Origin of the sequence: Telluria beijingensis, from assembly GCF_030770395.1 — a bacterium.
Classification (GTDB): domain Bacteria; phylum Pseudomonadota; class Gammaproteobacteria; order Burkholderiales; family Burkholderiaceae_D; genus Telluria; species Telluria beijingensis.
Genome location: NZ_CP132480.1, coordinates 4,226,537 through 4,251,179 on the forward strand (window position 1 = coordinate 4,226,537; position 24,643 = coordinate 4,251,179).

The 24,643-nt window shown below is 66.8% G+C and carries 14 protein-coding genes and 1 pseudogene; 10 read left to right on the forward strand and 5 right to left on the reverse strand.

The genetic code is table 11. The features are described from left to right. Positions 1-20 precede the first annotated feature (20 nt). The gene (locus Q9246_RS18690; RefSeq protein WP_306398227.1) at positions 21-2,408 is read right to left on the reverse strand and encodes a TonB-dependent receptor; all 2,388 of its coding nucleotides are present in this window, start codon (positions 2,406-2,408) and stop codon (positions 21-23) included. A gap of 382 nt (positions 2,409-2,790) precedes the next feature. Continuing rightward, a pseudogene (locus Q9246_RS18695) lies at positions 2,791-3,030 on the reverse strand (LacI family DNA-binding transcriptional regulator); the annotation flags it as partial. 88 nt (positions 3,031-3,118) lie between these two features. Between Q9246_RS18695 and Q9246_RS18700 the strand changes: the two are divergent. The 10 genes from Q9246_RS18700 (at position 3,119) to Q9246_RS18745 (ending at position 16,461) form a co-directional block, all read left to right on the forward strand. Further along, positions 3,119-4,144: a LacI family DNA-binding transcriptional regulator gene (locus tag Q9246_RS18700; RefSeq protein ID WP_306392208.1), complete on the forward strand. Its 1,026-nt coding sequence runs from the start codon at positions 3,119-3,121 to the stop codon at positions 4,142-4,144. After that, positions 4,141-5,409: an extracellular solute-binding protein gene (locus Q9246_RS18705; protein WP_306392209.1), complete on the forward strand. Its 1,269-nt coding sequence runs from the start codon at positions 4,141-4,143 to the stop codon at positions 5,407-5,409. The genes Q9246_RS18700 and Q9246_RS18705 overlap by 4 nt, the downstream gene beginning before the upstream one ends. Further along, entirely contained in the window at positions 5,406-6,476 is a 1,071-nt protein-coding gene (locus Q9246_RS18710) for a carbohydrate ABC transporter permease (RefSeq protein WP_306392210.1), read from the forward strand. Before Q9246_RS18705 ends, Q9246_RS18710 begins: the two co-directional genes overlap by 4 nt. Further along, positions 6,473-7,357 (forward strand): carbohydrate ABC transporter permease, encoded by an 885-nt coding sequence (locus tag Q9246_RS18715; protein WP_306392211.1) that lies wholly within the window; start codon positions 6,473-6,475, stop codon positions 7,355-7,357. The genes Q9246_RS18710 and Q9246_RS18715 overlap by 4 nt, the downstream gene beginning before the upstream one ends. Positions 7,358-7,385: 28 nt before the next feature. Beyond that, entirely contained in the window at positions 7,386-8,363 is a 978-nt protein-coding gene (locus Q9246_RS18720) for a family 43 glycosylhydrolase (protein ID WP_306392212.1), read from the forward strand. A 60-nt stretch (positions 8,364-8,423) separates the two neighbouring features. Continuing rightward, the gene (locus tag Q9246_RS18725) at positions 8,424-10,763 is read left to right on the forward strand and encodes a GH32 C-terminal domain-containing protein (protein WP_306392213.1); all 2,340 of its coding nucleotides are present in this window, start codon (positions 8,424-8,426) and stop codon (positions 10,761-10,763) included. Positions 10,764-10,778: 15 nt separating this feature from the next. After that, the gene (locus tag Q9246_RS18730) at positions 10,779-11,897 is read left to right on the forward strand and encodes an ABC transporter ATP-binding protein (RefSeq protein WP_306392214.1); all 1,119 of its coding nucleotides are present in this window, start codon (positions 10,779-10,781) and stop codon (positions 11,895-11,897) included. Continuing rightward, positions 11,894-12,856, forward strand: a complete 963-nt coding sequence (locus Q9246_RS18735; protein WP_306392215.1) for a carbohydrate kinase family protein — start codon at positions 11,894-11,896, stop codon at positions 12,854-12,856. Before Q9246_RS18730 ends, Q9246_RS18735 begins: the two co-directional genes overlap by 4 nt. A gap of 124 nt (positions 12,857-12,980) precedes the next feature. After that, entirely contained in the window at positions 12,981-15,809 is a 2,829-nt protein-coding gene (locus tag Q9246_RS18740) for a TonB-dependent receptor (RefSeq protein WP_306392216.1), read from the forward strand. A gap of 94 nt (positions 15,810-15,903) precedes the next feature. Further along, on the forward strand, positions 15,904-16,461 hold the full coding sequence (locus Q9246_RS18745) for a hypothetical protein (RefSeq protein ID WP_306392217.1): 558 nt from the start codon (positions 15,904-15,906) through the stop codon (positions 16,459-16,461). Positions 16,462-16,561: 100 nt separating this feature from the next. Here the strand turns inward: Q9246_RS18745 and Q9246_RS18750 are convergent, their stop codons facing one another. The 3 genes from Q9246_RS18750 to Q9246_RS18760 all read right to left on the reverse strand — a co-directional run bounded on the left by Q9246_RS18750 (position 16,562) and on the right by Q9246_RS18760 (position 24,639). Continuing rightward, on the reverse strand, positions 16,562-17,410 hold the full coding sequence (locus tag Q9246_RS18750) for a porin family protein (protein WP_306392218.1): 849 nt from the start codon (positions 17,408-17,410) through the stop codon (positions 16,562-16,564). Between the two features lie 31 nt (positions 17,411-17,441). Continuing rightward, complete coding sequence (locus Q9246_RS18755; protein WP_306392219.1) at positions 17,442-18,707, reverse strand: caspase family protein; 1,266 nt, start codon at positions 18,705-18,707, stop codon at positions 17,442-17,444. Between the two features lie 226 nt (positions 18,708-18,933). Then, positions 18,934-24,639 (reverse strand): YDG domain-containing protein, encoded by a 5,706-nt coding sequence (locus Q9246_RS18760; protein WP_306392220.1) that lies wholly within the window; start codon positions 24,637-24,639, stop codon positions 18,934-18,936. Positions 24,640-24,643 lie beyond the last annotated feature (4 nt).

Consider the following 24,643-nt stretch of genomic DNA (forward strand, 5'->3'; position numbering starts at 1 on the left):
CCATCGTCTTTCAGTGGTCGTCAATAGCTGCCGCGCAGGCCCACCATCACGGTGCGGCCGTTGTAGATCAGGTTATCGGTGCGGGAATAGTCATTGCCGTAGCGGCCCAGCAGGTCTTTATAGTAGGTATAGGACAGGCCGTTATCCAGGTTCATGCCGTCGATGCGCAGTTCGAGCCGGTCGCTGACCTTGTAGCTGATCGAGGCGTCGAGCGTCTTGCGGCCCGAGTTGAAGGGCACCATGCCGGTCAGGCTCTGGTTGATGCCCGCTTCGCTGCGTCCTTCGGCATTGCCGTCGCGGTAGTTGTAAGTGGTGCGCAGCGCCCACGGGCCGCGCTCGTAGTACAGGGTGAGGTTATATGAGTAGCGCGGCACTTCCCAGGCCTTGAAACGGGTGCCGTCCGGCGCCACCATGTCCGGGATCGGCCAGCGCACGCGCGTATAGCTGGCCAGCGCGCCCAGGCCGTCGAACGGCGCCGGCAGGAAGGTGAAGGCCTGCTGGTAGGCGACTTCGGCGCCGCTGACGTTCTGTTTTGCGGCGTTGACGTAGGTCGACAGCGTGATCGGCAGGTTCGGATCAACCTGGCCCGTGAGCGGATCGCGCAGGTTGGTGCCGAGGACGGTGTCGGGCAGGCCGAGGGAGCTGAACGGTACCTGGGTGAACTGCGCCCGGGTCAGGTTCTTCATCTTCTTGTGGAACAGGCCGACCGTGAACAGGCTGCCTTTCTGGAAGTACCATTCGCCGGTGACGTCGACCTGGTCCGACAGCTGCGGCTTCAGGTTCGGGTTGCCGGACGTCGCCGCCGCATTGAACGGGTTTGGCACCTTGGTGTTGGCGGTGATGATCGACAGCGGCGCGCGGGTGATCGTGCGGCCGAGCGAGGTGCGCAGGATGACCTCCGGCGTCAGGTCGTAGGCGGCGCTGAAGCTGGGGAGGATGTTGCTGTAGCTGCTTTCGCGCTGGGCCGGCACGTACTGGCGCACGCCATCGATCGTGACCTGGTTGTAGTTGTCGATGGCGGTCTCGGTGCGCGCATAGCGGACGCCGGCGTTCATGCGCAGGTCGCGCCCGAACAGCTGGCCGCTGAAGTCGGACTGGATGAACAGCGAGCTGACGTCTTCGGTGGTCCTGAAGCTGGACGCCGGATCGAGGGGCGTCGCCAGCTTGGCCTGGATCGGCTGCAGCACGCCGTGCATGAAGTCGCGCCCGAAATGCGCGAACGAGGTCGGGAAGGTCGCCGGCGCGTCGGAGGCGAAGTTGTCCAGCGGCGTCCCTTGCGTCATATAGGCATTGATGCTGCTCCCCAGCGAGGCCACCGTGCCGCCGATCGGCAGGCGCTGGGTCAGGCCGACCGCGCTGCCGTTGTAGCGCCCGATCTGCTTTTCCGACGACACGTAGCTGACACCGGCCTTGAGCTTGCCGCTCCAGCTGCCCCACAGCTTGTAGTTCCAGTCGGTCGCCAGCTTGAGGTGATCGGCATTGTCGTACTCGTCGACGTAGTTGTAGGCGATCTGCGGATCCTGGTACAGCGAGCGGTTGTTGAAGTCGACGTTCGACGAAATCACCGGATACACGCTGTTCTTCGACGAGTCGATGGTGCTGGTGACGCCGTAGATATTGGTGAAGATGCGGTTGTTGGTGAAATAGGCCTTGCTGCTGGAGCGGCCGGCGCTGAAGGCCAGCTTGAGGTCGGGCGATATCGTGTACCTGGCGTTCAGCGAACCGAGGTTGAAGGTGGTCTTGGAATCGTAGGTGAAGCTCTCGTTGATGTACGAGGTGTTGCCGAAGGTGCCCTGCAGCAGATTGTTCTCGTCGATGAAGACATAGATCGGCACCAGGCCGTTGTGGCCCGCGCGGCCGGGCAGGGCGGCGGGATTGGTGGTGCGCGAATTGCGGATCGCGACGCCGAAGGTGTACTCGTCGCGCGTATCCTTCAGGCGCGAGAACAGGCCGTCCAGGCTGACGTCGAGCGCGCCGTTCTTGTACTGCAGCGAGGTGACCAGGCCATCGCGCTCGCGCACGTTCAGGTTGCCGTAGGCGCGGGAAAAGCGCGGGAGCAGGGCGTTGTCGACCTGTTCGCGGGTCAGGTTGCCGAGGTTGGCGCGCGGGTCGTTGTAGTCCAGGTCGAAGTTGAACGGCACCGCGTAGCCGGCCGGCCCATTGTTGCGGCCCAGCGCAGCGCTATTGTAGCCGCCGGTCGACTGGAAGCCCGAGCGCAGGTTGGTGCTCTTGCTGTGGGCGAAGCCGACCAGTGCGCCCCAGTTGCCCCAGGTATTGCTGGCGATGACGGAGTAGCGTGGATTGACCTTTTCCGACGCGGTATTGTAGGAGCCGGCCGCCGCGTAGCGGAAGGTGCGGCCCTTGCGGTCGAAGGGCCGCGGCGTTTGCAGGTCGACGTTGCCGCCGATGCCGCAGGTGCTCGGTCAGTGCGCGCGCGCGCGCATAGTTGTCGCCGCTGACGACCGGCAGGGGCGCATTGCGCGCCACATAGTTCACCAGCACCGCCGGCACGGCGCCGGTTTCCAGTTTCGCCATCAGCGAATTGTCGGCGCTGGGCAGCAGCCAGATGACCCCTTCGCACAGTTTCAGCAACATATCGGCGCCGGCGGTGCGGCCATTGTCATAGATCGCGACATTGGTCACCACCAGGTCGTAGCCGTGGCGATGCGCTTCCGCTTCGACGCCCACCAGCAACTCGTGCAGCACCATCGACCCGAAGCCGATCAGGAAGACGCCGATCAGTTTCGAGCTGGCGCCGCGCATCGTCCGCGCCAGAACGTCCGGCGAGTAGCCAAGTTCAGTGGCCGCTGCCAGCACCTTCTCGCGCGTCGCCGCGGCGACGTGCGATTGGCCGCGCATGGCGCGCGAAGCGGTAATGACGGAGACATTCGCCAGCGCCGCCACGTCGGCCAGTGTCGCTTGTTTGCTCATAAATGGGTCTGCACGATCAAATAGGAGAGCATAGCATCGCGGCGCGCCGTCCCTGACGCAAAAAAAGGTTTGACCGTCGAACGGGAACCGGGTTAGCATCGCTGCAAATGACAACGTTGGACATTTTGTCGGGACGCGGTTCCCGGCAGATCTGTCCAGCGCAAGATCACAGGACCGAGGAGACAGCTTGTCCACTATTCACGACGTCGCCGAAAAGGCGGGCGTATCGATCAAGACCGTGTCGCGCGTGCTCAACGACGCGAGCAGCGTGTCGGCCAAGACCCGCACCCGCATCGAAGAAGCCATGCATGCGCTCGACTTCGCCCCGTCGGCGGCGGCGCGCATGCTGCGCGGGGTGCCCACCGGGCTGGTCGCCGTGATCGCCGAAAAACTCACCACCACCCCCGATTCGTCCGAGATCATCAAGGGCATCCAGTCGGTATGCGAAGAACTGGGCAAGATGCTGATCATCGGCGAGACCGGCGGGCGCGCCGACGTCGCCAGCCGCCTGGTCGCCGACATGCGCGCGCGGAGGGTCGAGGCGATCATCTTCGCCACGCCCTTCCACCGCGAGATCGCCCTGAACGAGATGCTGGGACAGACCCCGACCGTGCTCGCCAACTGCTTCGAGGCCACGCCGCGCTATCCGCAGGTGGTGCCGGACGACGAGGCGGGCGGTCACGCGGCGGCGGCGGCAGTGCTGCAGGCCGGTCACCGCAAGATCGCCTTCCTGCAGCTGATCGAAGGGATGGTCGCGACCCGCCTGCGCCTGCAGGGTTTCCGGCGCGCGCTGCAGGAGCACGGCGTCGCGCCGCGCGCCGACTGGCTGCTGCACGGCGCCACCGAGGCCGAGGACGAATTCGCCCAGCTCGAATCGACGATCGACGGCCTGGTCGCCGGCACGGATCGCCCGAGCGCCATCCTGTGCGGCAACGACAAGATGGCGATGCGGGTGATCTTCATCCTGCAGCGTCGTGGCCTGCGCGTGCCCGAAGATGTGTCGGTGGTCGGCTTCGACGATTTCCGGTTGATCTCCGAGGCGCTCGATCCCGGCCTCACCACGGTCGCGCTGCCGTATCGCGAGATCGGCGAACTGGCGGCGCGCCAGGCCCTGGGCGGCGAGCAGGATGCCGGCATGGTGCGCGTGGCTTGCCGCCCCGTACTGCGCGGCACCCTGAGTGCGCCGGCGAAGGCGAAAGGCGCACGCCGATGAAGCTGGTACTGTCACCACTGCTCGCGATTTTCGCAAGTCATGCGCTGGCTGCCCCGGTCGAGATCAAGGCCTGGCGCCACGATACGGGCGATGCCGAGATGGTCGCCAGCGGCCGGATGGTCGAGCGCTTCAATCGCAGCCAGGATCGCTGGAAGGTGGTGGTCGAATCGATCCCGCAAGGTTCGTACACCGAATCGGTCACCGCCGCTTCGCTGGTGGGCCACCTGCCGTGCGTGATGACGATCGACCAGCCGGCGGTGCCCAATTTCGCCTGGGCCGGCAATATCCGCCCGCTGGACGACCTGCTGCCGGCGGCGGTGGTCGCGCCGCTGCTGCCGGGCGGCCGCGGCGTCTACGACGGCCGCCTGTACAGCGTCGGCCAGTTCGACGTGGTGCTGGCCCTGTTCGCACGGCGCTCGGCGCTGGCGCGCGAAGGCGTGCGCGTGGCCACCATCGAGCAGCCCTACACGGCCCAGGAACTGTATGCCATCGCCGCGAAAGCGAAGCGCGCCGGCCGCTACCGCTTTCCGCTCGACCTCAATGGCAAGGCCAAGGGTGAATGGGTCAGCTATGGTTTCTCTCCCTGGTTCCAGAGCGCCGGCGCCGACCTGATCGACCGCGCCGACTACCGGCGCGTGGACGGCGTGCTCAATGGCGCCCCCGCACTTGGCGTGGCGCGCTACTATGCGCGCCTGTTCAAGGAACGCCTGGCCGAACGCAACCCGGCCGACGAAAAGGGCTTCGAGCAGGGCCGCTCGCTGATCCAGTATACCGGCTCGTGGAAGGCGCGCGACTACGCCGAGCGTTTCGGCGACGACCTGGCGGTGATGCCGCCGCCCGATTTCGGCCATGGGCCGCGAGTCGGCGCCGCCTCGTGGCAGTGGGCGATCGCGCGCAATTGCCGCCATCCGGAAGGCGCCGCCGCCTTCCTGGCCCACGTGGTGTCGGCGCCCGAGATGGCCGCCATGTCCCGCGCCACCGGCCTGATTCCCGTGACGGAGGAAGCGGCGGCGCTCACCGAGCGCTATCGCCCGGGCGGCGAAGGCCGCATCTATTTCGATTTCACGGCCCGCTATGCAGTCCCGCGCCCGGCCACGCCGGCCTATCCCGCGATCTCGGCGGCCTTCGAGAAAGCCATGTCCGACCTGCGCGGCGGGAAGGATCCCGACGAAGCGATGGACGAGGCGGTCGAAGCGATCGAGTACGACATCGCCCGCAACAACGGTTATCGCAATATCCACGCACGAGAGGCGGCCCGCAAATGAAGACGATACTTGGTCGGGACCACCCGCTGGCGGTGAGCGGCTTCGCCGGGCCGGCATTGATCCTGTTCGGCGTGTTCGTGCTGCTGCCGCTGCTGCTGGCGGCGGCCGCCACCTTCACCAACCACCGCCTGGTGTCGCCCGAGCCCACCCGCTATATCGGGCTCGATAACTATACGCGGCTGCTGGCGCTGCAGGTGACGACGGTGGCGCCGCTGCGCGATGCGGCCGGCGACCTGCAGCGCGACGAAGAGGGACTGCGCTATCCGACCTGGCGCCAGGTGCGCCAGGCCCGGCCCGAACTGGCCGGCTACCGGCCGGCCTGGCAGTTCGAGCTCGGCGAGCGCCGCGTCGTGCTGGCGGCCACCGATCCGCTGTTCTACCGCTCGCTGATCAATACCTTCCTGTTCGCGCTGCTGGTGCTGCCGCTGCAGTGCGGCGTGGCGCTCGGGCTGGCGCTGCTGGTCAACCAACGGATGGCTGGCCGCATCTTCTTTCGCACCGTGTATTTCGCGCCGGTGGTCACCTCGATGGTGGTGGCCTCGATCGTGTGGTCGTTCATGCTCAATACCGATCGTGGCCTGGTCAATGAGCTGCTGCGCGCGCTCACCGGCAATCCGGACGCCGGTCCCGACTGGCTGGGCGAAAGCAGCCACGCGCTGCTGGCGATCGCCATCATGTCGGCCTGGCAGGGCGCCGGCTTCCAGATGCTGGTGTTCCTGGCCGGCCTGCAGTCGATCTCGTCGGAGCTGTACGAGGCCGCCACGCTGATGGGCGCCAATGCCTGGCAGCGCTTCGTTCACGTCACCCTGCCGGGCCTGCGCAACACCATTGTCTTCGTGCTGGTGTCGACGATGCTGATGGCCTTCGGCCTGTTCACGCAAGTCGACGTGATGACCTCGGGCGGGCCGCTCGATTCGACCACCACCGTGGTCTACCACGCGGTGCGCAGCGGCTTCCGGCAGCAGGATATCGGTTATGGCTCGACCATCACCGTGGTGTTCTTCGGCATCGTGCTGCTGGTGTCGCTGCTGCAGCGCGTTTTGCTGGCGAAAGGAGCAAACAAATGACCATGCTGTTTCACCGCACTTTGCTGCGCCTGCCGATGCTGCTCGGGATGTGCGCGCTCGGCGTCGTGTTCGCGACTCCCTTGCTGTTCATGTTCGCGGCCTCGTTCAAGCACGACGACGCCATCTTCGCCAACCTCGCCAGCTGGACCAGCTATGTGCCGGACGCCGGCTGGTCGCTGGCCAACTACACCGCCATTTTTGAACGCAGCAACCTGCCGCTGTTCCTGCTCAACTCGACCATCATCGCGGCGCTTGTGGTGGTGGGCGGCATCCTGGTCAACAGCATGCTGGCCTTCTCGCTCAGCCGCATGCGCTGGCGCGGCCGCGGCGCCGTGCTGTCGGTGGTGGTGGCAATGATGGTGATCCCGTTCGAGGTGATCGCGATCCCGCTGCTGTCGCTGGTCGCTCGGCTGCCGTGGCCGGGCTTCGAGGCCGGCGTGCTGACCTGGCAGATGGGCTGGTTCAACAGCCTGCACGTGCAGATCATTCCCTTCCTGGCCAATGCCTTCTGCGTTTTCCTGTTCTATCAGTTCTTCCGCGATATCCCGCCGGAGCTCGACGAGGCGGCCAAGATGGACGGCGCCGGTCCCTGGGCGCTGTTCTTCCGGATCATCCTGCCCAATAGCGGGCCGGTGATCGCCACCGCCGCCATCGTGCTGTTCATCGCGGCCTGGAACCAGTACCTGTGGCCGATCATGGTGGTGCAGGGCGAGGCCGCGCGGCCGGTGCAGCCGGGCATCCAGCAATTCTTCGGGCGCTCCAATTCCTGGGGACAGATCATGGCCTACGCGTCGGTGGTGACGCTGCCGGTGTTGGCGGTCTTCCTCGCATTCCAACGCCAGTTCGTCGCCTCGGTGGCGGGTTCCGGCATCAAGGGCTAAGGCCCCACTTTTACTCTCGCTAACCACCATGACACTGAGCATCGACGACAAATTCATCTGGGACTTCTGGCACTTCGAGGAGGACGGCGAACAGCACCTGTTCATGCTCCAGGCCGACCGCGCCATCGGCAACCCCGACCTGCGCCACTGGAACGTCTCGGTCGGCCACGCCGTCTCGCGCGACCTGCGCCACTGGGATTACCGGGGCACCGTGTTCCAGCCGTCGGCCAGCCCGGCCTGGGACGATTTCACCACCTGGACCGGTTCGGTGATCCGCGCCGAAGGCTGCTACCACCTGTTCTATACCGGCACCAGCCGCAGCGAGGACGGCATGCGCCAGCGCATCGGCCACGCCACCTCGCACAGCATCGACGGCCCGTGGACGCGGGTCGGCGACGGCCTGGCGCTCGACCTCGACGAACGCTACTACGAAGAATTCGCCGAAGGCAGCTGGCACGACCGCGCGCTGCGCGACCCATGGGTGCTGCCCGAGAAGATCGATGGCGCCTACCATATGTTCTTCACCGCGCGCCGCAGGGACGGCGAAAAATACGAGCGCGGCGTGATCGGCCACGCTGTCTCGACCGACCTGCTGCACTGGGAAGCGACCGCGCCGGTGTACGCGGGCGGCCACTACGGCCAGCTCGAGGTGCCGCAGGTATTCGAGCGCGACGGCCGCTGGTTCTGCACCTTCTGCAATGTGCGCGAACACTGGTCCGAAGCCCAGCGCGCAAGTCACGGCGGCGGCGTGTCCGGCACCCACTACCTGGTGGCGGATCACCCGCTCGGGCCATGGACGCCGGACGAAGGCTTCCTCGACGGCGACGTGCCGTGCCGGCGCTATGCCGGCAAGATCCTGCGCGATCCCGTCACCGGCAAGGACTGCCTGATGGCTTTCCTCGATACCGGCGCGGACGGCCAGTTCGTCGGCCAGATCGGCGATCCGATCCCCCTGGTCCTGGAAAATGGATGCTATCGGCTGGATGATTCGGCCGGTCAGGAATGACAACGATAGACAACAACTAGGCCGCCGGCGAGTGGCCATCTGAACGATTAAGGAGACCTGGTGAAACCATTCCTGAAGACTAGCCTGGCGCTGCTTCTGGCCTTGTCGGCATCGACAAGCGCCATGGGCGCAACGATCGCCGCCTGGAGCCTGGACGAGGGCCGCGGCCGCGACACGCTCGAGGCGGTGTCCAAGCGCCGCGACCCGGTGAGCTTCGTGTTCAACGAAGCCCGCTACAAGCCGAACTCGGCCCCGCAATGGCGTGCTGCAAGCGCTTGCATCAAGAACGGCTGCCTGCTGTTCGACGGCTACTCGACCGATATCGAGGCGCCCGGCCTGTCGGAGAAGCAGCTAGCGGCCGGCTGGACCGTCAGCGTCTGGGTCGCGCCGCATGCCTTCGAATGGGGCGATGGCGGCCAGTACTCGGGCTTCCTGAGCCAGTATGACGAGCAGGCCAAATCCGGTTTTTCGTTCGGCATGTACCGCTTCGGCGCCTGGGGCATCAAGCTCGGTTTCGGCGCCTCTGAATTCGACCTGCGCGTGAACGATCGCAAGCTGCCGAAAGACCGCTGGTCGCACGTGGCGGCCAGTTATGAACCACGCAGCCGGCGCGTCCAGCTCTTCCTCGATGGCGAACTGGTGGCGAGTGGCGCCGCACCGAAGGACGGCGCCTTCGCAATGCCGGCGCGCGGCCTGACGATCGGCCGCCATTCCGAACCGCGTAAGGTCGCCGACGTATTCGAGATGAATACCTTCCTCGGCCTGATGGACGAGGTGCGCATCGAGGCTGGTGCGCGCACTGCGGCGACGGTCGTGGCCGCGATGCGCGCCGACCTGGCCGCGCGCGGTGGCAAAGCGCCGCAGTTGTCCCGCGCCGACCTCACGATCGATGCGTCCGTGTTCGCCGGCGACCGCCACCGCCCGCAGTACCACGCGATGCCCGATTTCGGCTGGATGAACGAGCCGCACGGGGCGTTCTACTACCAGGGCCAGTACCACCTGTTCTTCCAGAAGAATCCGTTCGGCCCGTTCTGGCACCAGATCCACTGGGGCCACTGGGTCAGTCCGGACATGGTGCACTGGCGCGAGCTGCCAATGGCGCTGGCGCCGGAAGACGATACGCTGGCGCCGGACGGCATCTGGTCCGGCAGCGCGACCTACAGGAAGGACGGGACGCCGCTGCTGTTCTTCACGGCCGGTAACGATTCGGCGCCGGTGCGCGAGCGCAGCGGCGTAGCCTGGCCAAGCAATCCCGGCGATCCTGATCTGGTGCGGTGGGAAAAACATCCGGCGCCGGTGACCGTGCAGGAAGAAGGCAACGGCAGCAAGGGCGATTTCCGCGACCCCTTCGTGTTCCGCGACGAAGCGGGCGACCGCTGGTTCCAGCTGGTCGCTTCGCGCGAACCGGGCCGCAGTGGCACCGCGCTGGTCTACGAATCGACCGACCTGATGAACTGGAAAGCGCGCGGGCCGCTGTTCACGATCGATCCGACCAAGTATCCCGCCTTCGACCGCACTTGGGAGCTGCCCTTGCTGCTGCCGATCGGGAAGGGCAGGGACGGCCGCCCGCGCCACGCCTTCCTGGTCGACGTCAAGGCGCAGGCCTATTACTGGACCGGCGTGTTCGACGCCGACAGCGCGCGCTTCATTCCCGACAGTGAGGCGCCGCGCGTGTTCGACCTGGGCGAAAACCATTTTTCGGGTCCGAGCGGCTTCGTCGACCCGAAGACCGGACGTAGCATCGTGTTCTCGATCGCCCAGGGCCAGCGCACCGCGCGCCAGGAATGGGATAGCGGCTGGGCCCACAATGCCGGCCTGCCGATCGAGCTGACCATCGGCGCCGACGGCGACCTGCGCCTGGCGCCGATCGCCGAGCTGGCCGGCCTGCGCCAGGAACTGCTGCTCGACCTGGTCGATGTGACGGCTGAAACCGCGGCGGCGCGCCTGGCCAGCATCCAGGGCGACCTGCTCGAAGTCGAGCTGGAACTGGCGCCTGCGGCAGGCAGCAAGGCCCCGCGCGGCGTGGTGCTGCGCAAGACGCCGGACGATGCCGAGCGCACGATCCTGGCGATCGATCAGGCCAATCAACGCTTCGAGGTCGACCGCACCCGCACCACGCTCGATCCGGAAGCGCGCTCGCGCGGCGTGCAGGGCGGCGCCTTCGATGCGCATGGCGAGCACCTGCGCCTGCGTGTCTTCCTCGATCGCTCGATGGTCGAGGCTTACCTGAACGAACGCAAGAGCATCACCAGCCGGGTCTATCCGAGCCGGCTCGACGCGACCGGCCTGGCCTTGATATCGGCGCCGGGCGACCGCATCGTGAAGCTCAGGGTCTGGCGCATGGGGGCGGCGAACGGCAAGCCGGTCGTTCCCGCGCAGCCGGCCGGTGCGGCACCTTAACCGAGGAACATCAGCATGGCATCCATTACGCTGGCCGGCGTCGGCAAGGCCTATCCCGGCAAGAGCAGCAAGCACATCCTCGAGAACATCGATTTCACTATCGGCGACGGCGAATTCGTCGTGCTGGTCGGTCCGTCGGGCTGCGGCAAGTCGACCGTGCTGCGCATGATCGCGGGGCTCGAAGAAATCAGCGCCGGCGAGATCCGCATCGACGGCGAACGGGTCAACGAGACTCCGCCGGCGCGGCGCGGCCTGTCGATGGTGTTCCAGAACTACGCGCTGTATGCGCACATGAGCGTGTTCGAGAACATCGCCTTCGGCCTGCGCCTGGCGAAGGTGCCGAAGGCCGAGATCAAGGTCGCGGTGCACGAAGTGGCGCGCATGCTCCAGCTCGAGCACCTTCTGGAGCGCCGCCCGCCGCAACTGTCGGGCGGCCAGCGCCAGCGGGTGGCGATCGGCCGCGCCATCGTGCGCAAACCCCGCGCCTTCCTGTTCGATGAACCGCTATCGAACCTGGACGCGGCCCTGCGCGCCGATATGCGGGTCGAGATCGCCCGCCTGCACAAGCAGCTCGGAGCGACCATGGTCTATGTCACCCACGACCAGGTCGAGGCCATGACCCTGGCCGACCGTATCGTGGTGCTGGGCCCATCCGGCGTGCAGCAGATCGGCGCGCCGATGGCCCTGTACGAACGGCCGGCCAATGTCTTCGTCGCCGGCTTCATCGGCATGCCGAAGATGAACCTGGTCGAAGCCGCGCTCGATGCCTCCGGCCGGCTGGGGCTGGGTGGGGCGGCGCTCGACTGGACGCGGTTCGACGCCGCCGGCCAGTCGGTCACCGCCGGCATCCGTCCCGAACACCTGGCGCCCGATCCGGACGGTCCGCTGCGCGGCGCCGTGGTGCTGGTCGAGCGGCTGGGGTCCGAGTCGCATGTGCACCTCGAGGTGGCCGGCCTGTCCAGGCCCCTGGTGGTGTCGGTCAAGGATGCGCCGCCGGCCCTCGGCAGCGCCTGGGCGGTGCGGCCCGTAGCCGGCGCGTTGCACGTGTTCGGGCCTGACAGCGCGCGCATCGAGCCGCAGGCGCCGGGCGCCATCCAACTCAACGGTTTCAACAGTCATTCGGAGGTTGCATGATAGTCGTATGTGGCGAAGCATTATTCGATGTCTTCGCGCAGCAGGAGGTGGCGGCCGGCATCGAACTGTCCGCGCGCCAGGGCGGTTCTCCCTTCAACCTGGCCATCGGCCTGGCGCGTCTGCAGGCACGCGCGCAGTTCTTTGGCGGGCTGTCGCAGGACATGTTCGGCCGCAAGCTGCATGCGGCGCTGCAGGGCGAGGGCGTGAACCTGGACGCCGCGCCGCGTCCCGATGCCGCCTCGGCCCTGGTGATGGTGAGCGTCGACGACAAGGGCGTGCCGCACTATGCTTTCTATGGCAACGAGACCGCCGAGCGCATGGTGCATCCGGCCGACCTCGAACTGGTGGCGCGCGACGCCCAGGCCATCCACGTCGGCTCCTACTGCATGGTGGTGGAGCCGGTCGCCTCGACCCTGCGCGCACTGGTCGAACGCCAGCGCGGCCGCAGCCTGGTCGTCTACGACCCCAATGTGCGGCTGACGATCGAGCCCAGCGTCGACCGCTGGCGCGAGGCCCTGCGCTGGATGCAGGAGCGCGCCGACGTGCTCAAGGTAAGCGACGAAGACATCCACGCCCTGTATCCGGGCCTGGCAGTGTCGGACTTCGTCGAGCGCGCGCTGGAGGCCGGCGTGGCGCTGGTGGTGGTCACCCGCGGCGAGCAGGGCGTGGTCGCGGCGACCCGCGCGCTGCCGGCCTTCACGCTGCCGGCGGTGCCGGTGACGGTGGTCGACACCGTCGGCGCCGGCGACACCTTCCAGGCCGGCCTGCTGGCCTGCCTGCAGCGCGCCGGGCGCCTGACGCGCCAGGCGGTGCAGGACATCGGCGCCGACGAACTGCGCGCGGCGCTGGCGTTCGCGGCGCGCGCCGCCGCCATCACCTGCTCGCGGCGCGGCGCCGACCTGCCGTATCTGAACGAAGTCATGCCTGTCGCCGGACCGGCGGCGCCAGGTGCGGTCTAGCGGTGTCCGGCGTGCTTCGGTCGGTCGCTCATGACAACGATGGACAGCAGGTCCCCGTCGTGAGCACCGCAGAAGTTCTTGAACATAAAAGACGACTATAAAACCCATCTCAGGAGACGCTTTCATGCCTTACACAATTTCATCCTATATCGGCCGTTCAGCGGCCCTGGTCATCGGCCTGGTGCCGGCCCTGGCCTTCGCCCAGCAGCAAGCCGCCAGCGCCGCCGCGGCCGAGGCCCAGGCCCAGGCCGAAGACGGCACCGCCGTCGTCATCGTCACCGGCGTGACCCAGACCACCAGCAAGAAGAACGCGACCTTCTCGATCAATACGATCAGCGCCGACGAGATGCAGCGCCTGGCGCCGATCAGCACCGCCGACCTGCTCGGCAACCTGCCCGGCATTTATGCCGAGGGAAGCACGGCCGGCGAAGCCGGCAACAACATCACGGTGCGCGGCCTGCCGGTGGCCGGGGGCTTCCGCTTCTCGCCACAGCTGATCGACGGGCTGCCGGCGTATGAAGAACCCGAAGTGCCGTTCACGAATAACGACGTGCTGGTGCGCGACGACCTGATGACCGAAGCGGTGGAGGCGGTCAAGGGCGGCCCCGGTGGCATCCTGTACTCGAACGGCCTGGGCGCCACCGTCAACCACATCACCCGCACCGGCGGCAAGAGCCTGGAAGCGGGCTACAAGATCGAATACGCCGACTACGGCTTCTGGCGCCACGACGCCTTCGTGTCGGGCCCGATCAACGACAATATCACCGGCGCGATCGGCGGCTTCTACCGCCGCAGCGACGGCATCCGCGATACCGGCTACACGGCCGACCAGGGCGGCCAGTTGCGCGGCAACCTGATCTTTACCAGCGACGACAAGCGCACCACACTGCGCCTCGACGGCCACTACCTGAACGACCGCACCGCCTTCTACCAGAACCTGCCGATCTCGGTGCCGCGCTTCACCCAGAGCGGCACCCCGGCCAACCCGACGGTGTTGAACAACGATTCAATCGAACCGCTCGGCATCGACTTCGGCCACGGCACCACGGCCTCGCCCTACAACCGCCGCTTCACCATGCTCGGTGAATACGGCAGCCGCGAGATCGACCAGGCCGACGGCCTGCATCCGAACTTCAGGATGTTCAGCGCCAAGGCGACCCACGTGCTCGATTCGGGCGTGAGGCTGTCGGCCAACCTGCGCCACACCGGCGGCGGCAGCGGCTTCAACGCCGTCTTCACCGGCAACGACACGGCCGGCGCCAGCAACTTCCTGAATGCGCGCTACCAGAACGACGTGATCTCGCCGGCCCACGGCGCGGCCCTGAACTGCAATCTCGACAACGCCAAGCTGCTGGGCTACTTCAACGTGCCCGCCAACGGCGCCTGCGCGGCCTTCGCCAACATCAGCCGCGAAGACTTCATCCGCAACTACGCCAAGGCCAGCGGCGTGCAGGGACGCTGGACCAACGATGGCTCGACGGTCGCGAGCGACGCCTACCTCAATTTCCTGATCCCGTACATCGCCAAGATGGACGCCAGTAGCAATGTGCTGGACCTGCAAGCGCAAAAGACCTTCCAGGCCGCCGGCACCCACGACGTGACCTTCGGCGTGTACGGCAGCCGCTACACCTATGACGTCAACTTCCAGACCGGCCTCCTGGTGGGCGAAAGCGCGGCGCGCAGCCGCCTGGCCGACCTGATCGCGGTCGACGCCAACGGCCAGCAGGTAGGGCCGTCGCTGACGCTGGGCGGCGCCATCCTGCCGGGCTGGAACGGACACCTGGCCGACTTCAAGGGCGACGGCAGGGCGGTGTACCTGCTCGACCATTGGGAAACGATGAATAAACGCCTGCGCATCGATGCCGGCGTGCGTTATCAAAGCCTGGACGCGCACGTGGTGCGCCGCAACCGCGAGACGGCGGTCGACCTGACCCCGGCCGACGTCGTGGTCGGTTCGACCGGCGATACGACGGCCGACAACGAGGTGTTCTTCCCCTCCGCCGCGCGCACGCTGAAGAAGAAGTTCGATGCGGTCGGCTGGTCGATCGGCGCCAACTACAGCATCAGCCGGCCGCTGGCGGTGTATGCGCTGGCATCGAGCTCGTTCCGCCTGCCGAGCGTGGGCGACCTGGTCGACCTGAGCGCGGCCGGCACCATCAGCGCCAACGGCCAGCCGGTCGACATCGACGCGGTCGAGCGCATCCGCCAGTACGAGGGCGGGGTGCGCTACATGACGCGCGAATTCGGCGGCTCGGTGGCGGTCTTCTACAACAAGTTCTCGCCGCGCAGCGCGGTGAACATCTACCGCGATATCGAGTCGGCCCAGTGCTCGGCGATCGGCGGCGTCACCCAGATCAATTCCTGCCCCGAGGTGGCGCAGCTGTACAAGCGCGGCGTCGAGAACGTCGGCGCCGAGGTTGAATTGATGTACCGGCCGCGGCTGGTCGAGGGCCTGGAGCTGAAAGGGAGCTTCCTGGTGCAGCAGCCGAAGATCGAGGGCGCCAACTACACCTTCACGCAAGAAGACAAGACGCCGGACGGCGTGATCACCGGCTACCACTACGTGCAGGTGAGCGAGGACGGCCGCCGCCCGCGCCGCCTGGCCAAGTTCATGGCCAACTTCACGCCCTCGTACGACCTGCGCGCCCTGACCGGCCTGCCGCTGACGATCTACGGCCAGTACCAGTACACGGGCGACCGCTTCTCGGAGGCGACCGATACCAACGTCACCCTGCTGCCGTCGTACAGCATCATCAACCTGGGTGCGCAGTACGAGGTCACCCCGCGCCTGATGGCGCAGGTACACGTGGCCAACCTGCGCGATTCGCTGACCTTCACCGAAGGCGACCCGCTGTTCAACGACCTGCTGTCGCCGGACGGGACGCGTAACCGGGGCGTGGCGCGGCCGCTGTTCGGGCGGACGATTCGCGCCAGCCTGACATACAGGTTCTGAGTGGTGTAGTATCAGAGAGCCTGGCCCGGCAGGGAGGATTCGCTGCTGGCGCGCCTGGCTCGCGAGATACCGCGGACAATCCAGTGGAGGCGACATGTCGAGCAATGCCTGCAATAGCCATGCCGGAAAGCTGTCGGAATCGGACCTGTTGGCCGCGCTGCAATCCTACGGCGGCGAACAGGCCCGGCATGTGGCGCGCAATCCGAAGCTGCTGAAGTCGACCTTCGATCTGCTCAGGGCGGTGCAGTCTGCCAATGCCCTGGGGGGCGCGTCGGCGATGGCGAGCGGTTTCAGCGCCGCGACGAGGGCCGCCGGCGCCGAGCCGGCCGTGCAGCGCAGTGCCCGCGCCACGTCCTTCGTCGTGGGGACGTTCAAATCCACGATGGACATGAGAAGGGTATTCAGCCTGACCTCGACCGGCGCGGTGCTGGTGTATGTGGGCGCGACGGGAATCCAGAAGACGGGCATGGCCGCTTCGCTGGCCGGCGATGACAGCGAGCAGGCAAAATGCATCGGGGCGCTGATGGAGCTGGCCGGCTCCGCGGGTGTGGCGGTCGTCAGTGCGCCGACAGGAATACTGCTGACATTGACGCTTGCCTCCCTGACCGCCTCGGCGATCAATGCAAGCTTTGCCTGCACATCGGTGAAATGAGCCTCACTGCCCGCGCGCCGCTGCTCCGGGCGGCGCGAATTGGAAGCGCCAGGCCAGGCTGTATCGCGATCGGCCTGGCGCCACCGGGCATGCTGTGCTGCTATAGCACGAAGTTCAATGCCAGGACGATGCCCTCGCGAACGTCCCGTAGATCCCGGGTTTGCTGGGCGGTGTCGGCGTAGCCATCCGTCTTGACGGTCTGGGTCCGGTACCCGAGCGCAGCGTTTAGGCCCGCGCCGTTCGCGTTGCTGAAAATCGGATAGCTGAGGCCAATCTCGCCGATCACATAACTGCCATCGGTTTTGGAGGAGGCCATGGCAGGGTCGGCAAACCGCAGCTTCAGACGCGCGGGGCCGTAGCCAGCCTGGACATACAGGCGCAGCTTGTCGTGCACGGCAAAGCTTCCCACCGCTCCCAGGATCACGCCCTTGGCCTTGGTTTCGACAAATGGCACACGTCCCGGCGCGATGCCCAGGCTGGTTTCGCGAGTTTCCGTCGCGTCCTTGTAACCAATCGCGAGGCCGATTTCCGGTGTCACCGCATAGCCGACGGTGATGTCGCTCTCGCGGCGTTTGAAATGATCGGTGCGTGAAGTGATCAGGTTTTGTCCGGTCGGCGTGAGCACCGAGCTGGAATTGACCCGGAAATCGCTTTTGAATTCGCCATGATTCACGGAAGCGAAGAACTTGCCGTAGCTGACACCGAGTTGAGGCAAGATGCTGGTGCGCGTCGTCCCTTCGACCGCATTGACGCTGTCCCCAAGCGCCGGGCTGCCGTCCGGATTGATGCCGCTATATACGGAAGGCATATAGGACAGCCACTCCGCATGCCAGGCTTTGGCGCCGATGGTAAATCGAGCGGTAGGAGAAGTTGTCTGCGCCTGTGCTGCCGAGCAGCCGAGAATACCTAGAAATACTGGCAATGCAATTACTGCGTTCTTGATCTTCATGGAATCCCTTATGTCATTTTAATTATTGATATCAAAAAGCAGGTACGACTGAAATAGGTGGCGCTTTCTTCTCCGGCGGCTTGATCGCCCTGGTTGCCAACTCCTGGTTCGTGGCTTCTACTTTCGCCTGCTGCAGGGCCAGGGACTTGCGCATCTGTTCAACTTCTTCCTGCTTGCGCTGCAGGCCAAGGCGCACGGCTTCGAGCTCCTTGAATTTTTCGGTGGAGGCCTTGAGCTCGTTATCGAGCCGGACGACCTCACGTTCGCGCTGCGAGACTTCGGCCTGCCGGCGCTGGAGTTCTTCCTGTTGTGAAGCGACGTTATCGAGGCCTTGGCGGAGTTTGTCGAGCTCCTGGCGCTTGGCCAGCAACTGGGCTTGCTGGGCATCCAATTCGGCCTGCTTGGCCCTGGTTTGCGCGATGGTCGCCTGCAGCCGATCCAGCTCTGCCTTTTTAGCCGCCAGCAAACCGTCGTCGGGAGCCGGTTGCGCGGTAGCGCAACCGCCAAAGCAGAATTTTTCGGTGAACGAGCTCGTGATTTGAGGATCCTGCTGCAGCCGCACCCGGCTGGCGTCGGCACGCGTTCCACTGCCGACTGCCTTGAGCATTTCCTCGATCGACTGCCTCGGTACCGGCAGGTGCTGGAGCAGGTTCTTGGTGAACGTGCCGTTCCGGCCCTCGCCATCGAATGAAGTCTGCCCGGCGCCGGTGGACATCGTAATGATGCTGTTACGCGGTGCGTACAATTGCGACGCCAGCCCCATCATCGGGACATAGCCACGAATCGGATTGGAAAACGGATTATCGCGGCAGGCATCGATGAAAAAGATGTTGAGTGCTGCCTGGCGAGTTTCCAGCTCGCTCATCAGGTAATTGATCTGGATACTTTCATCTTCGATATCCGTCTTGGTGCGCGCCTGGGCATTCACCGGGATCAGGTAATTGATGCCGTCCACCTGCAAGCCATGGCCGGCATAGTAGAACAGCGCGACTGTCCGCTGATTGATCTTGCCCGTGAATTCGAACACTGCGTCCTTGAATTCCCGCTTGGAAGCGACGTCCAGCTTGCAAATGACTTCGAATCCAAGTTTCTTGAGCGCCGCGCACATATCGGTCGCGTCATTGCCGGAATTCTTTAACGGCGCCGCTTCGACATAGCGCGCATTACCGATGACCAGCGCAATCTTCGATTCGGCATCGAGCACGCGGGCAGCCCTGCTGCCGGGCTCGGCGCATGCGTGTGTCATTCCAAGAAATGCCAGCAATGCCAGCAGCAACCACTCACGTGAGGTCATCATGCCTGATACCAGATAAACAGCCAATCGATCAGCAGACGTCGTGATTATGAAATTATCACGCCTGTATGCTGATAGCAAGATAAGTTAAAGAAAATGCCACCAATGGAGTGGTACTGTGATGCACTGTTGTTAATGTGCGTGCAGGCAGCGATCGAACGTGGTTTCTGCGCGCGGCCAGAGTGACTACACGTCACACCGATCGCCGCGCGCTGACAGCCGCCCTGGCTCAGTTCGAGCGCTGCTCGAACAGATAGTCGCCGCCGGCCTGGTGCCCGGCCGCGGTCAGCGAACCATACTTCGGCGTCTGCGGGAATTCCTTGCGCACCCCCGCCTGGACGTCGGCAAACACCGTGCTGCCCGGCGTCCAGGCCGTCACCGTGTTCACCACCTGCATCAGGTTCCAGGCGAAGATCGAGTGGCCGCCCTTGCCCTCGTCGGCCACCGGCTCGTCGCCGCCCGAGGACAGCACTACCACCGAGCGCTTGGCCAGCACGTCGTCGGCGGTCACGTTCTTGCCGACCGCGCCCAGGCCTTCGCGCGCGAAGGCGCCCGAATAGCAGCTGTCCGAGATCAGGGTCATCTGCTTCGAGCGCATGCTCGACAGCAGCTGGGCGATGTCGCTGTTCGAGATCCAGCCTTTCGGATCGCTGGCCATCGAATCCGCGGCCAGCCAGTAGCCGGCGCCGTTTTCTTCCAGCGAGTAGCCGTGGCCGGCGAAATAGATCACCACGCTGTCGTTGCCGCCGACTTCGGCCGCCAGGTTGTTGAGCATGCCGATGATGCCGGCCTTGTCCGGATTCTTCGCCACGCGCACCTCGTAGCCGAGCTTTTCGGCGAACACGCGGCCGACGCCGTCGGCATCCGGAATCGCGTTCTCGAGCTGCGGGATGTCCTTGTCGCCATAGCTGTTGATGCCGACCAGGACCGCGATCTTGCGCTCGATCTGCGGCAGGCTGGCGTGACGGGCGCGGGCGCCGGCGGCCGGGGCGGCGGCATTGGCGACGCTGGCTGCCTGGTCGCGCGCCGCGTGCAGCAGGGCCAGCTGGGCCTGGGTGATGCGGCAGGTGCCGGCGCGGGCTTCCTCGGCCGTGGCGCAGGGCTGGACGTCGGCCAGGCTGGGATCGATCGAGAGCTTGTAGACCGCGTCGGCGAACAGCTTGCGCTTGAAGTCGCGGCGCTGGGCCATCAGGGCCGCCAGCTCGTTCTGGTTCATCGCGCCGATCTGGAGCGGGGCGAAGGCGCGCTCCGCGGCCGGGTTGGAGCGGTCGAACAGCGCGCCGCTGATGGCGCGCGGATCGATGGTCGGCAATGCCTCGCGCACGGCGCTGTTGATGGCTTGCGTGCCGGCCTCCTGGGCGCGCTGCTGCGGCGCCCCGGCCGGGATGCCCGGCCGCAGTTCGAGCGCGGTCGCATTCGCGGGCGCCTGCACCAGCACGTAGTTCTGCGACGACAGGCCGCCGCCATAGATCGGATGCGCGCCGGGCGCCGTCACGGGATTCACCGGCGAAGTCCACTGCAGCTCGCCGCTGGTCGAGTTGGCGAGGTTGTCACCGCCCTTGAAGCCGGTGACGGTGCCGCCCAGCGCATTGCCGGCCAGGCCGCCGAGCGAGGTGCCGGGATTGGCCTGGTAGACCAGGGTCGCCGGCGTGATCGTGCCGACGTTGCCGCTGGCGCTGGCCACGACCCGGTTCGTCGCGCCGCCCAAGGCGACGCCGCCAACCCGGTAGTTGGACGCGGCCTCGCCACTGATCTCGAATTCTCCGCTGGCCGTGACCAGCTTGCCCTGGCCGGCATTGCCGTCGGCGAAGCTGCCCTGGGCCGGGCCGCGCACCGCCAGCCGGTCGCCGGCCACCACGCCCTGGAGGGCGAAGCCGTCGGCGGCCAGGCTGGCGCCGGTGGTGGCATCGTATTCCCTGCTCACCGCGCCGGTCACCACGATGTCGAGGGAGCGGTGGGTCACGTCGGCGCTGGCGGTGGCGGGCAGGTCGACCCGGTAGTTGGCGGCGTCGGCGCCGGCCAGCGCGCCGCTGACAGTCACCGTCTTGCCGGCGCCGACGTTGCGTGTATCGAATTCGCCGCTGGCCGTGAGCGACACCTCATCGCCGGCCACGGCGCCGGCCAGCGTGCCCTCGACCGTCGCGTCGCGCGAGCCGTCGTAGACCTTGTCCAGCGCCTGCAGGCCGCTGACGGCAATCTGGCGCGGGGTGATGCTGGCGCGCAGGTCGGCCGGGGCATCCAGTGTGTAGTTGCCGGCGTCGGCGCCGCCCAGCAGGGCGCCGGACACCGTCACGGTCTTGCCGGCGCCGGCATTCTTGTCGGAGAACTGGCCGGTGGCGCCGTCGAGGCTGACGCTGTCGCCGGCCAGCACGCCGCTCAGGCTACCGGTCAGGGTCGCGTCGCGGGTGCCGTCGTACACCTTGTCCAGCGCCGCCAGGCCGCTGGCCGAGATCGCGCGCGGCGTGATATTGGCCTGCGCAGTGCCCGAGCCGGCGCCGTCCAGCCGGTAGTTGCCGGCGTCGGCGCCGCCCAGTACGCCGCCGGTGATGGTCACGGTCTTGCCCTGGCCGGCGTTCTTGTCGTCGAACAGGCCGCTGGCGCCATCCAGGCGCACGCTGTCGCCGGCCAGCACGCCGGACAGGGCGCCAGACACGGTGGCGTCGCGGGTGCCGTCGTAGACCTTGTCCTGCGCGCTCAGGCTTGACGCGGCAATGGCGCGCGGGGTGATGCTGGCGCGCACGCTGCTGCCAGCGGCGAGCCGGTAGTTGCCGGCATCGGCGCCGCCGAGCGTTGCGCCGCCCACCGTCACTACCTTGCCGGCGCCGGCGTTCTTGTCCTCGAACAGGCCGGTGGCGCCGGTCAGGTTCACGCTGTCGCCCGCGAGGACGCCTGCCAGGGACCCGCCGATGGTCGCGTTGCGGGTGCCGTCGTAGACCTTGTCCTGCGCGCTCAGGCCGGACGCATCCAGCAGGCGCGGGGTGATGCTGGCGCGCGCCACGAGCGGCCCGTCGGCCAGCACGTAGTTGCGGGCGTCCTCGCCGCCCAGGGCGCCGCCGCTGATCGTGACCGCCTTGCCGGCGCCGGCGTTCTTGTCGTCGAACAGGCCGCTGGCGCCGACCAGGCGCACGTCGTCCTCGCCCAGCGCGCCCGACAGGGCGCCGGTCACGGTCGCGGCGCGGCTGCCGTCATACACCTTGTCCAGCGCCGCGAGGCCAGCGGCGCCGATGGTGCGCGGCGTGATGTCGGCTTCCAGCACGATCTCGCCCAGCACGTAGTTGGCGCCGTCCGCGCCGCCCAGGGCGCCGCCCGTGACGGTCACGGTCTTGCCGGCGCCGACATTCTTGTCGGCGAACAGGGCGCTGGCCCCGAGCAGGCTGACGTCGTCGTCGCCGACGATGCCCGACAGGGTGCCGCTGAGGGTGGCGTTGCGGGTGGCGTCGTAGACCTTGTCGAGCGCCGCCAGGCCGGTCGCCGTGAGCTGCTTCGGCGTGATGTCGGCCACGTAGCGGGTGCCGGCGCCGTAGACGCGCTGGCCGGTCGTGGTGGTGAGGGCGAACGGCGGCTCGCTGTCTCCGATCGACACGGTCTTGTCGAGACCCGCGTTGCGGTCTTCGAATTCGCCGACGAACGACCCTTCGCCCATTTGTTCCACCGCGAAGCCGGGCGCTGCGTCGTGCGACAGCGCCTGCGAGAAGTCGGCGCGGGTGCCGCCGTTGTACTCGCGCCGGGCGTCGACCTTGATCTCGACGTCCATATCGTCGCGCACGATGACGCCGTGCACGCCGGGGCCCGATTGGGCCAGTTCGGTGCCGTCGCCGTAGCCTGCGCCGACCTGCACGAATTGGTAGCCGAGGCGGTCGAATTCCTCGGCCATGAAGGCTTCGGGCACCGAATCGAGGTAGACCAGCCAGCGGCTGCGCGACGCGTCCAGCTCGCTGCCGGAGGTGTCGAGGGTAGCGCTGGAGAGCACCAGGGCGTGGTCGTCCCAGGCGCTAGATGCCAGCCGCGAATCGGTCAGCGTGATGCCGTTGGTGGCGTGTACGCCCAGCCTGCCGCCCGCTTCGAGGACCGAGCCGTTGGTGATCGAGACGTTGGCGCCCGAGATCGCGATCGCGCCGCTGCCCCAGTCCCAGCCGGTCGCGATCGACACCCCGTTGAGCGTGACGCTGCGGCCGCTCAGGAGCAGGTTCCCGCTGCCGATATCGATCTGGACGCCGGGTTCCAGCCGCAGGTCGCCGCTGCCGCTTTCGTCGGCGTCGGCGATCATCGATATCTGCGTCGAATAGGCGCCGAAGCCGATCCGGACGTCGCTGTCGACGTCGATATCGTTGTCCGCTTCCAGCTCGAGCGCCGGACCGGAGCCGGGTGCGTCGCCGATCTCGATGCTGGCCGCGACCCGGATGTTGCCGCTCTGCGCCTGCGGGCCATGGCCGCCGGCTTTCAGCTTGACCCGCATGCCGTCGCCGAGCGCCGAGGCGATCGCGCGGTTCGAGACCGTCGATTCGCCCTCTGCCAGGCGCATGGCGGGCAGGCGGGCCTCGTCATAGTCCTGGATCACGCTCAGCTCGCCGCCATGGATCAGCCACTCGCCGCCGCCCCAGCGGCCGCGGCCCTCGACCCAGCTCGGGCGCAGGTCGAGTTCCAGGCCGGTGGTCTCGATGCGGCCGCCGGTCCCGCCATACATGCCGCCCCGTACTTCCAGCCCGCCGTATACGCTGGTCGCGCCATCGGAGCGGATCACGATCTCGCCGCCGTCGCCTTCGTCCCACGAATTGGCGTTGGCCCGGATCGACGTCCAGTAATCGACAAAGACCGTCTCGGCATTGGGCACCGACGGATCGGCGCCGCCGGCGGAACCGCCGATCAGCACCTGGCCGCCCTTGGTCTCGCCGGAGGCATCGATGCCGCGCTCGGACGACGACACGTGGACCTCGCGCCCCAGCAGATGCACCTGGCCACCGGCAGCGCTGTCGCTGACAGCCGTCACGCCGCCCAGTACCTCATTGCGCTCGAAAACCGATTCCACCACCACGCTGCCGGCGGCACCGCCTTCGATCCCATCGGCGCTGGTCTGGCTGTCGATGCCTAGCGTGATGTCGCCCAGGGCGCGCAGCGTCACGCGGCCGGCGCGCGAGGACAGGCTGTCGGCGCGCACGATGCCTTGCTGGTTGACCATCGCGCCGTGCAGGTCGACGCTGCCGTTGGAAGCGAGCAGTTCCCCCAGGTTGACGGCGTTATTGCCCGGCGCTGTCACGCGGACGGTGATGTTGGGCACGCCCGAGTCGACCATCTCGATGTCGCGTCCGGCCGCCAGCACGATCTTGCCGTCCGGCGTGCGGATCACGCCCTCGTTCTGCACCGAGCCGCCGACCAGCAGCACGCGCCCGCCCAAGGTAGATATCTCGGCCTGGTTCAGCACCTGGCCGGCGCTGGCGGCCGCGGCGTCGCCGCCGAAGCGCAGGCGGCCATTCATGAAGTCGTTGTCGGTGACGCCCAGGGTCGACGCCACCAGGGCGCCGACGTTGATCTGCGCATCGCGGCCGAACACCACGCCATGCGGGTTGACCAGCCACACTTCGCCGTTCGAGCGCAAGCTGCCGAAGATTTCGCTTGGGTTGTTGCCAACCACGCGGTTGAGCACCTTGCTGTCAGAACCGGGCTGCACGAAATTCACGGTGCCGCCGACGCCGATCGAGAACGAATCCCAGTTCAGCACCGCGCCGTTCGAATTGTTGACGGTCATCAGTCCGTCGCTGTTGTACGTGGGCGCGGTGCCCTGGACCACCTGCAGCCCGGTCGGCAGCACCGGCGTCTGGGCCAGGCCCAGGCCCGGCGCCGCGCCGAAAGCCGCAACGAGGGACGCCGCCAGCACGCGCGGTGCGAGACGGGCAGGGCGGGCCGACTTGGCGGCCTTGCGTGCGGATGGCTGGTTCATGATG

Coding starts and splice junctions, on each gene's coding strand:
- Q9246_RS18715 (WP_306392211.1), top strand. CDS start 6,473: ATGACCATGCTGTTTCACCGCACTTTGCTGCGCCTGCCGATGCTGCTC.
- Q9246_RS18705 (WP_306392209.1), top strand. CDS start 4,141: ATGAAGCTGGTACTGTCACCACTGCTCGCGATTTTCGCAAGTCATGCG.
- Q9246_RS18750 (WP_306392218.1), bottom strand. CDS start 17,410: ATGAAGATCAAGAACGCAGTAATTGCATTGCCAGTATTTCTAGGTATT.
- Q9246_RS18735 (WP_306392215.1), top strand. CDS start 11,894: ATGATAGTCGTATGTGGCGAAGCATTATTCGATGTCTTCGCGCAGCAG.
- Q9246_RS18745 (WP_306392217.1), top strand. CDS start 15,904: ATGTCGAGCAATGCCTGCAATAGCCATGCCGGAAAGCTGTCGGAATCG.
- Q9246_RS18730 (WP_306392214.1), top strand. CDS start 10,779: ATGGCATCCATTACGCTGGCCGGCGTCGGCAAGGCCTATCCCGGCAAG.
- Q9246_RS18710 (WP_306392210.1), top strand. CDS start 5,406: ATGAAGACGATACTTGGTCGGGACCACCCGCTGGCGGTGAGCGGCTTC.
- Q9246_RS18720 (WP_306392212.1), top strand. CDS start 7,386: ATGACACTGAGCATCGACGACAAATTCATCTGGGACTTCTGGCACTTC.
- Q9246_RS18755 (WP_306392219.1), bottom strand. CDS start 18,707: ATGATGACCTCACGTGAGTGGTTGCTGCTGGCATTGCTGGCATTTCTT.
- Q9246_RS18740 (WP_306392216.1), top strand. CDS start 12,981: ATGCCTTACACAATTTCATCCTATATCGGCCGTTCAGCGGCCCTGGTC.
- Q9246_RS18760 (WP_306392220.1), bottom strand. CDS start 24,639: ATGAACCAGCCATCCGCACGCAAGGCCGCCAAGTCGGCCCGCCCTGCC.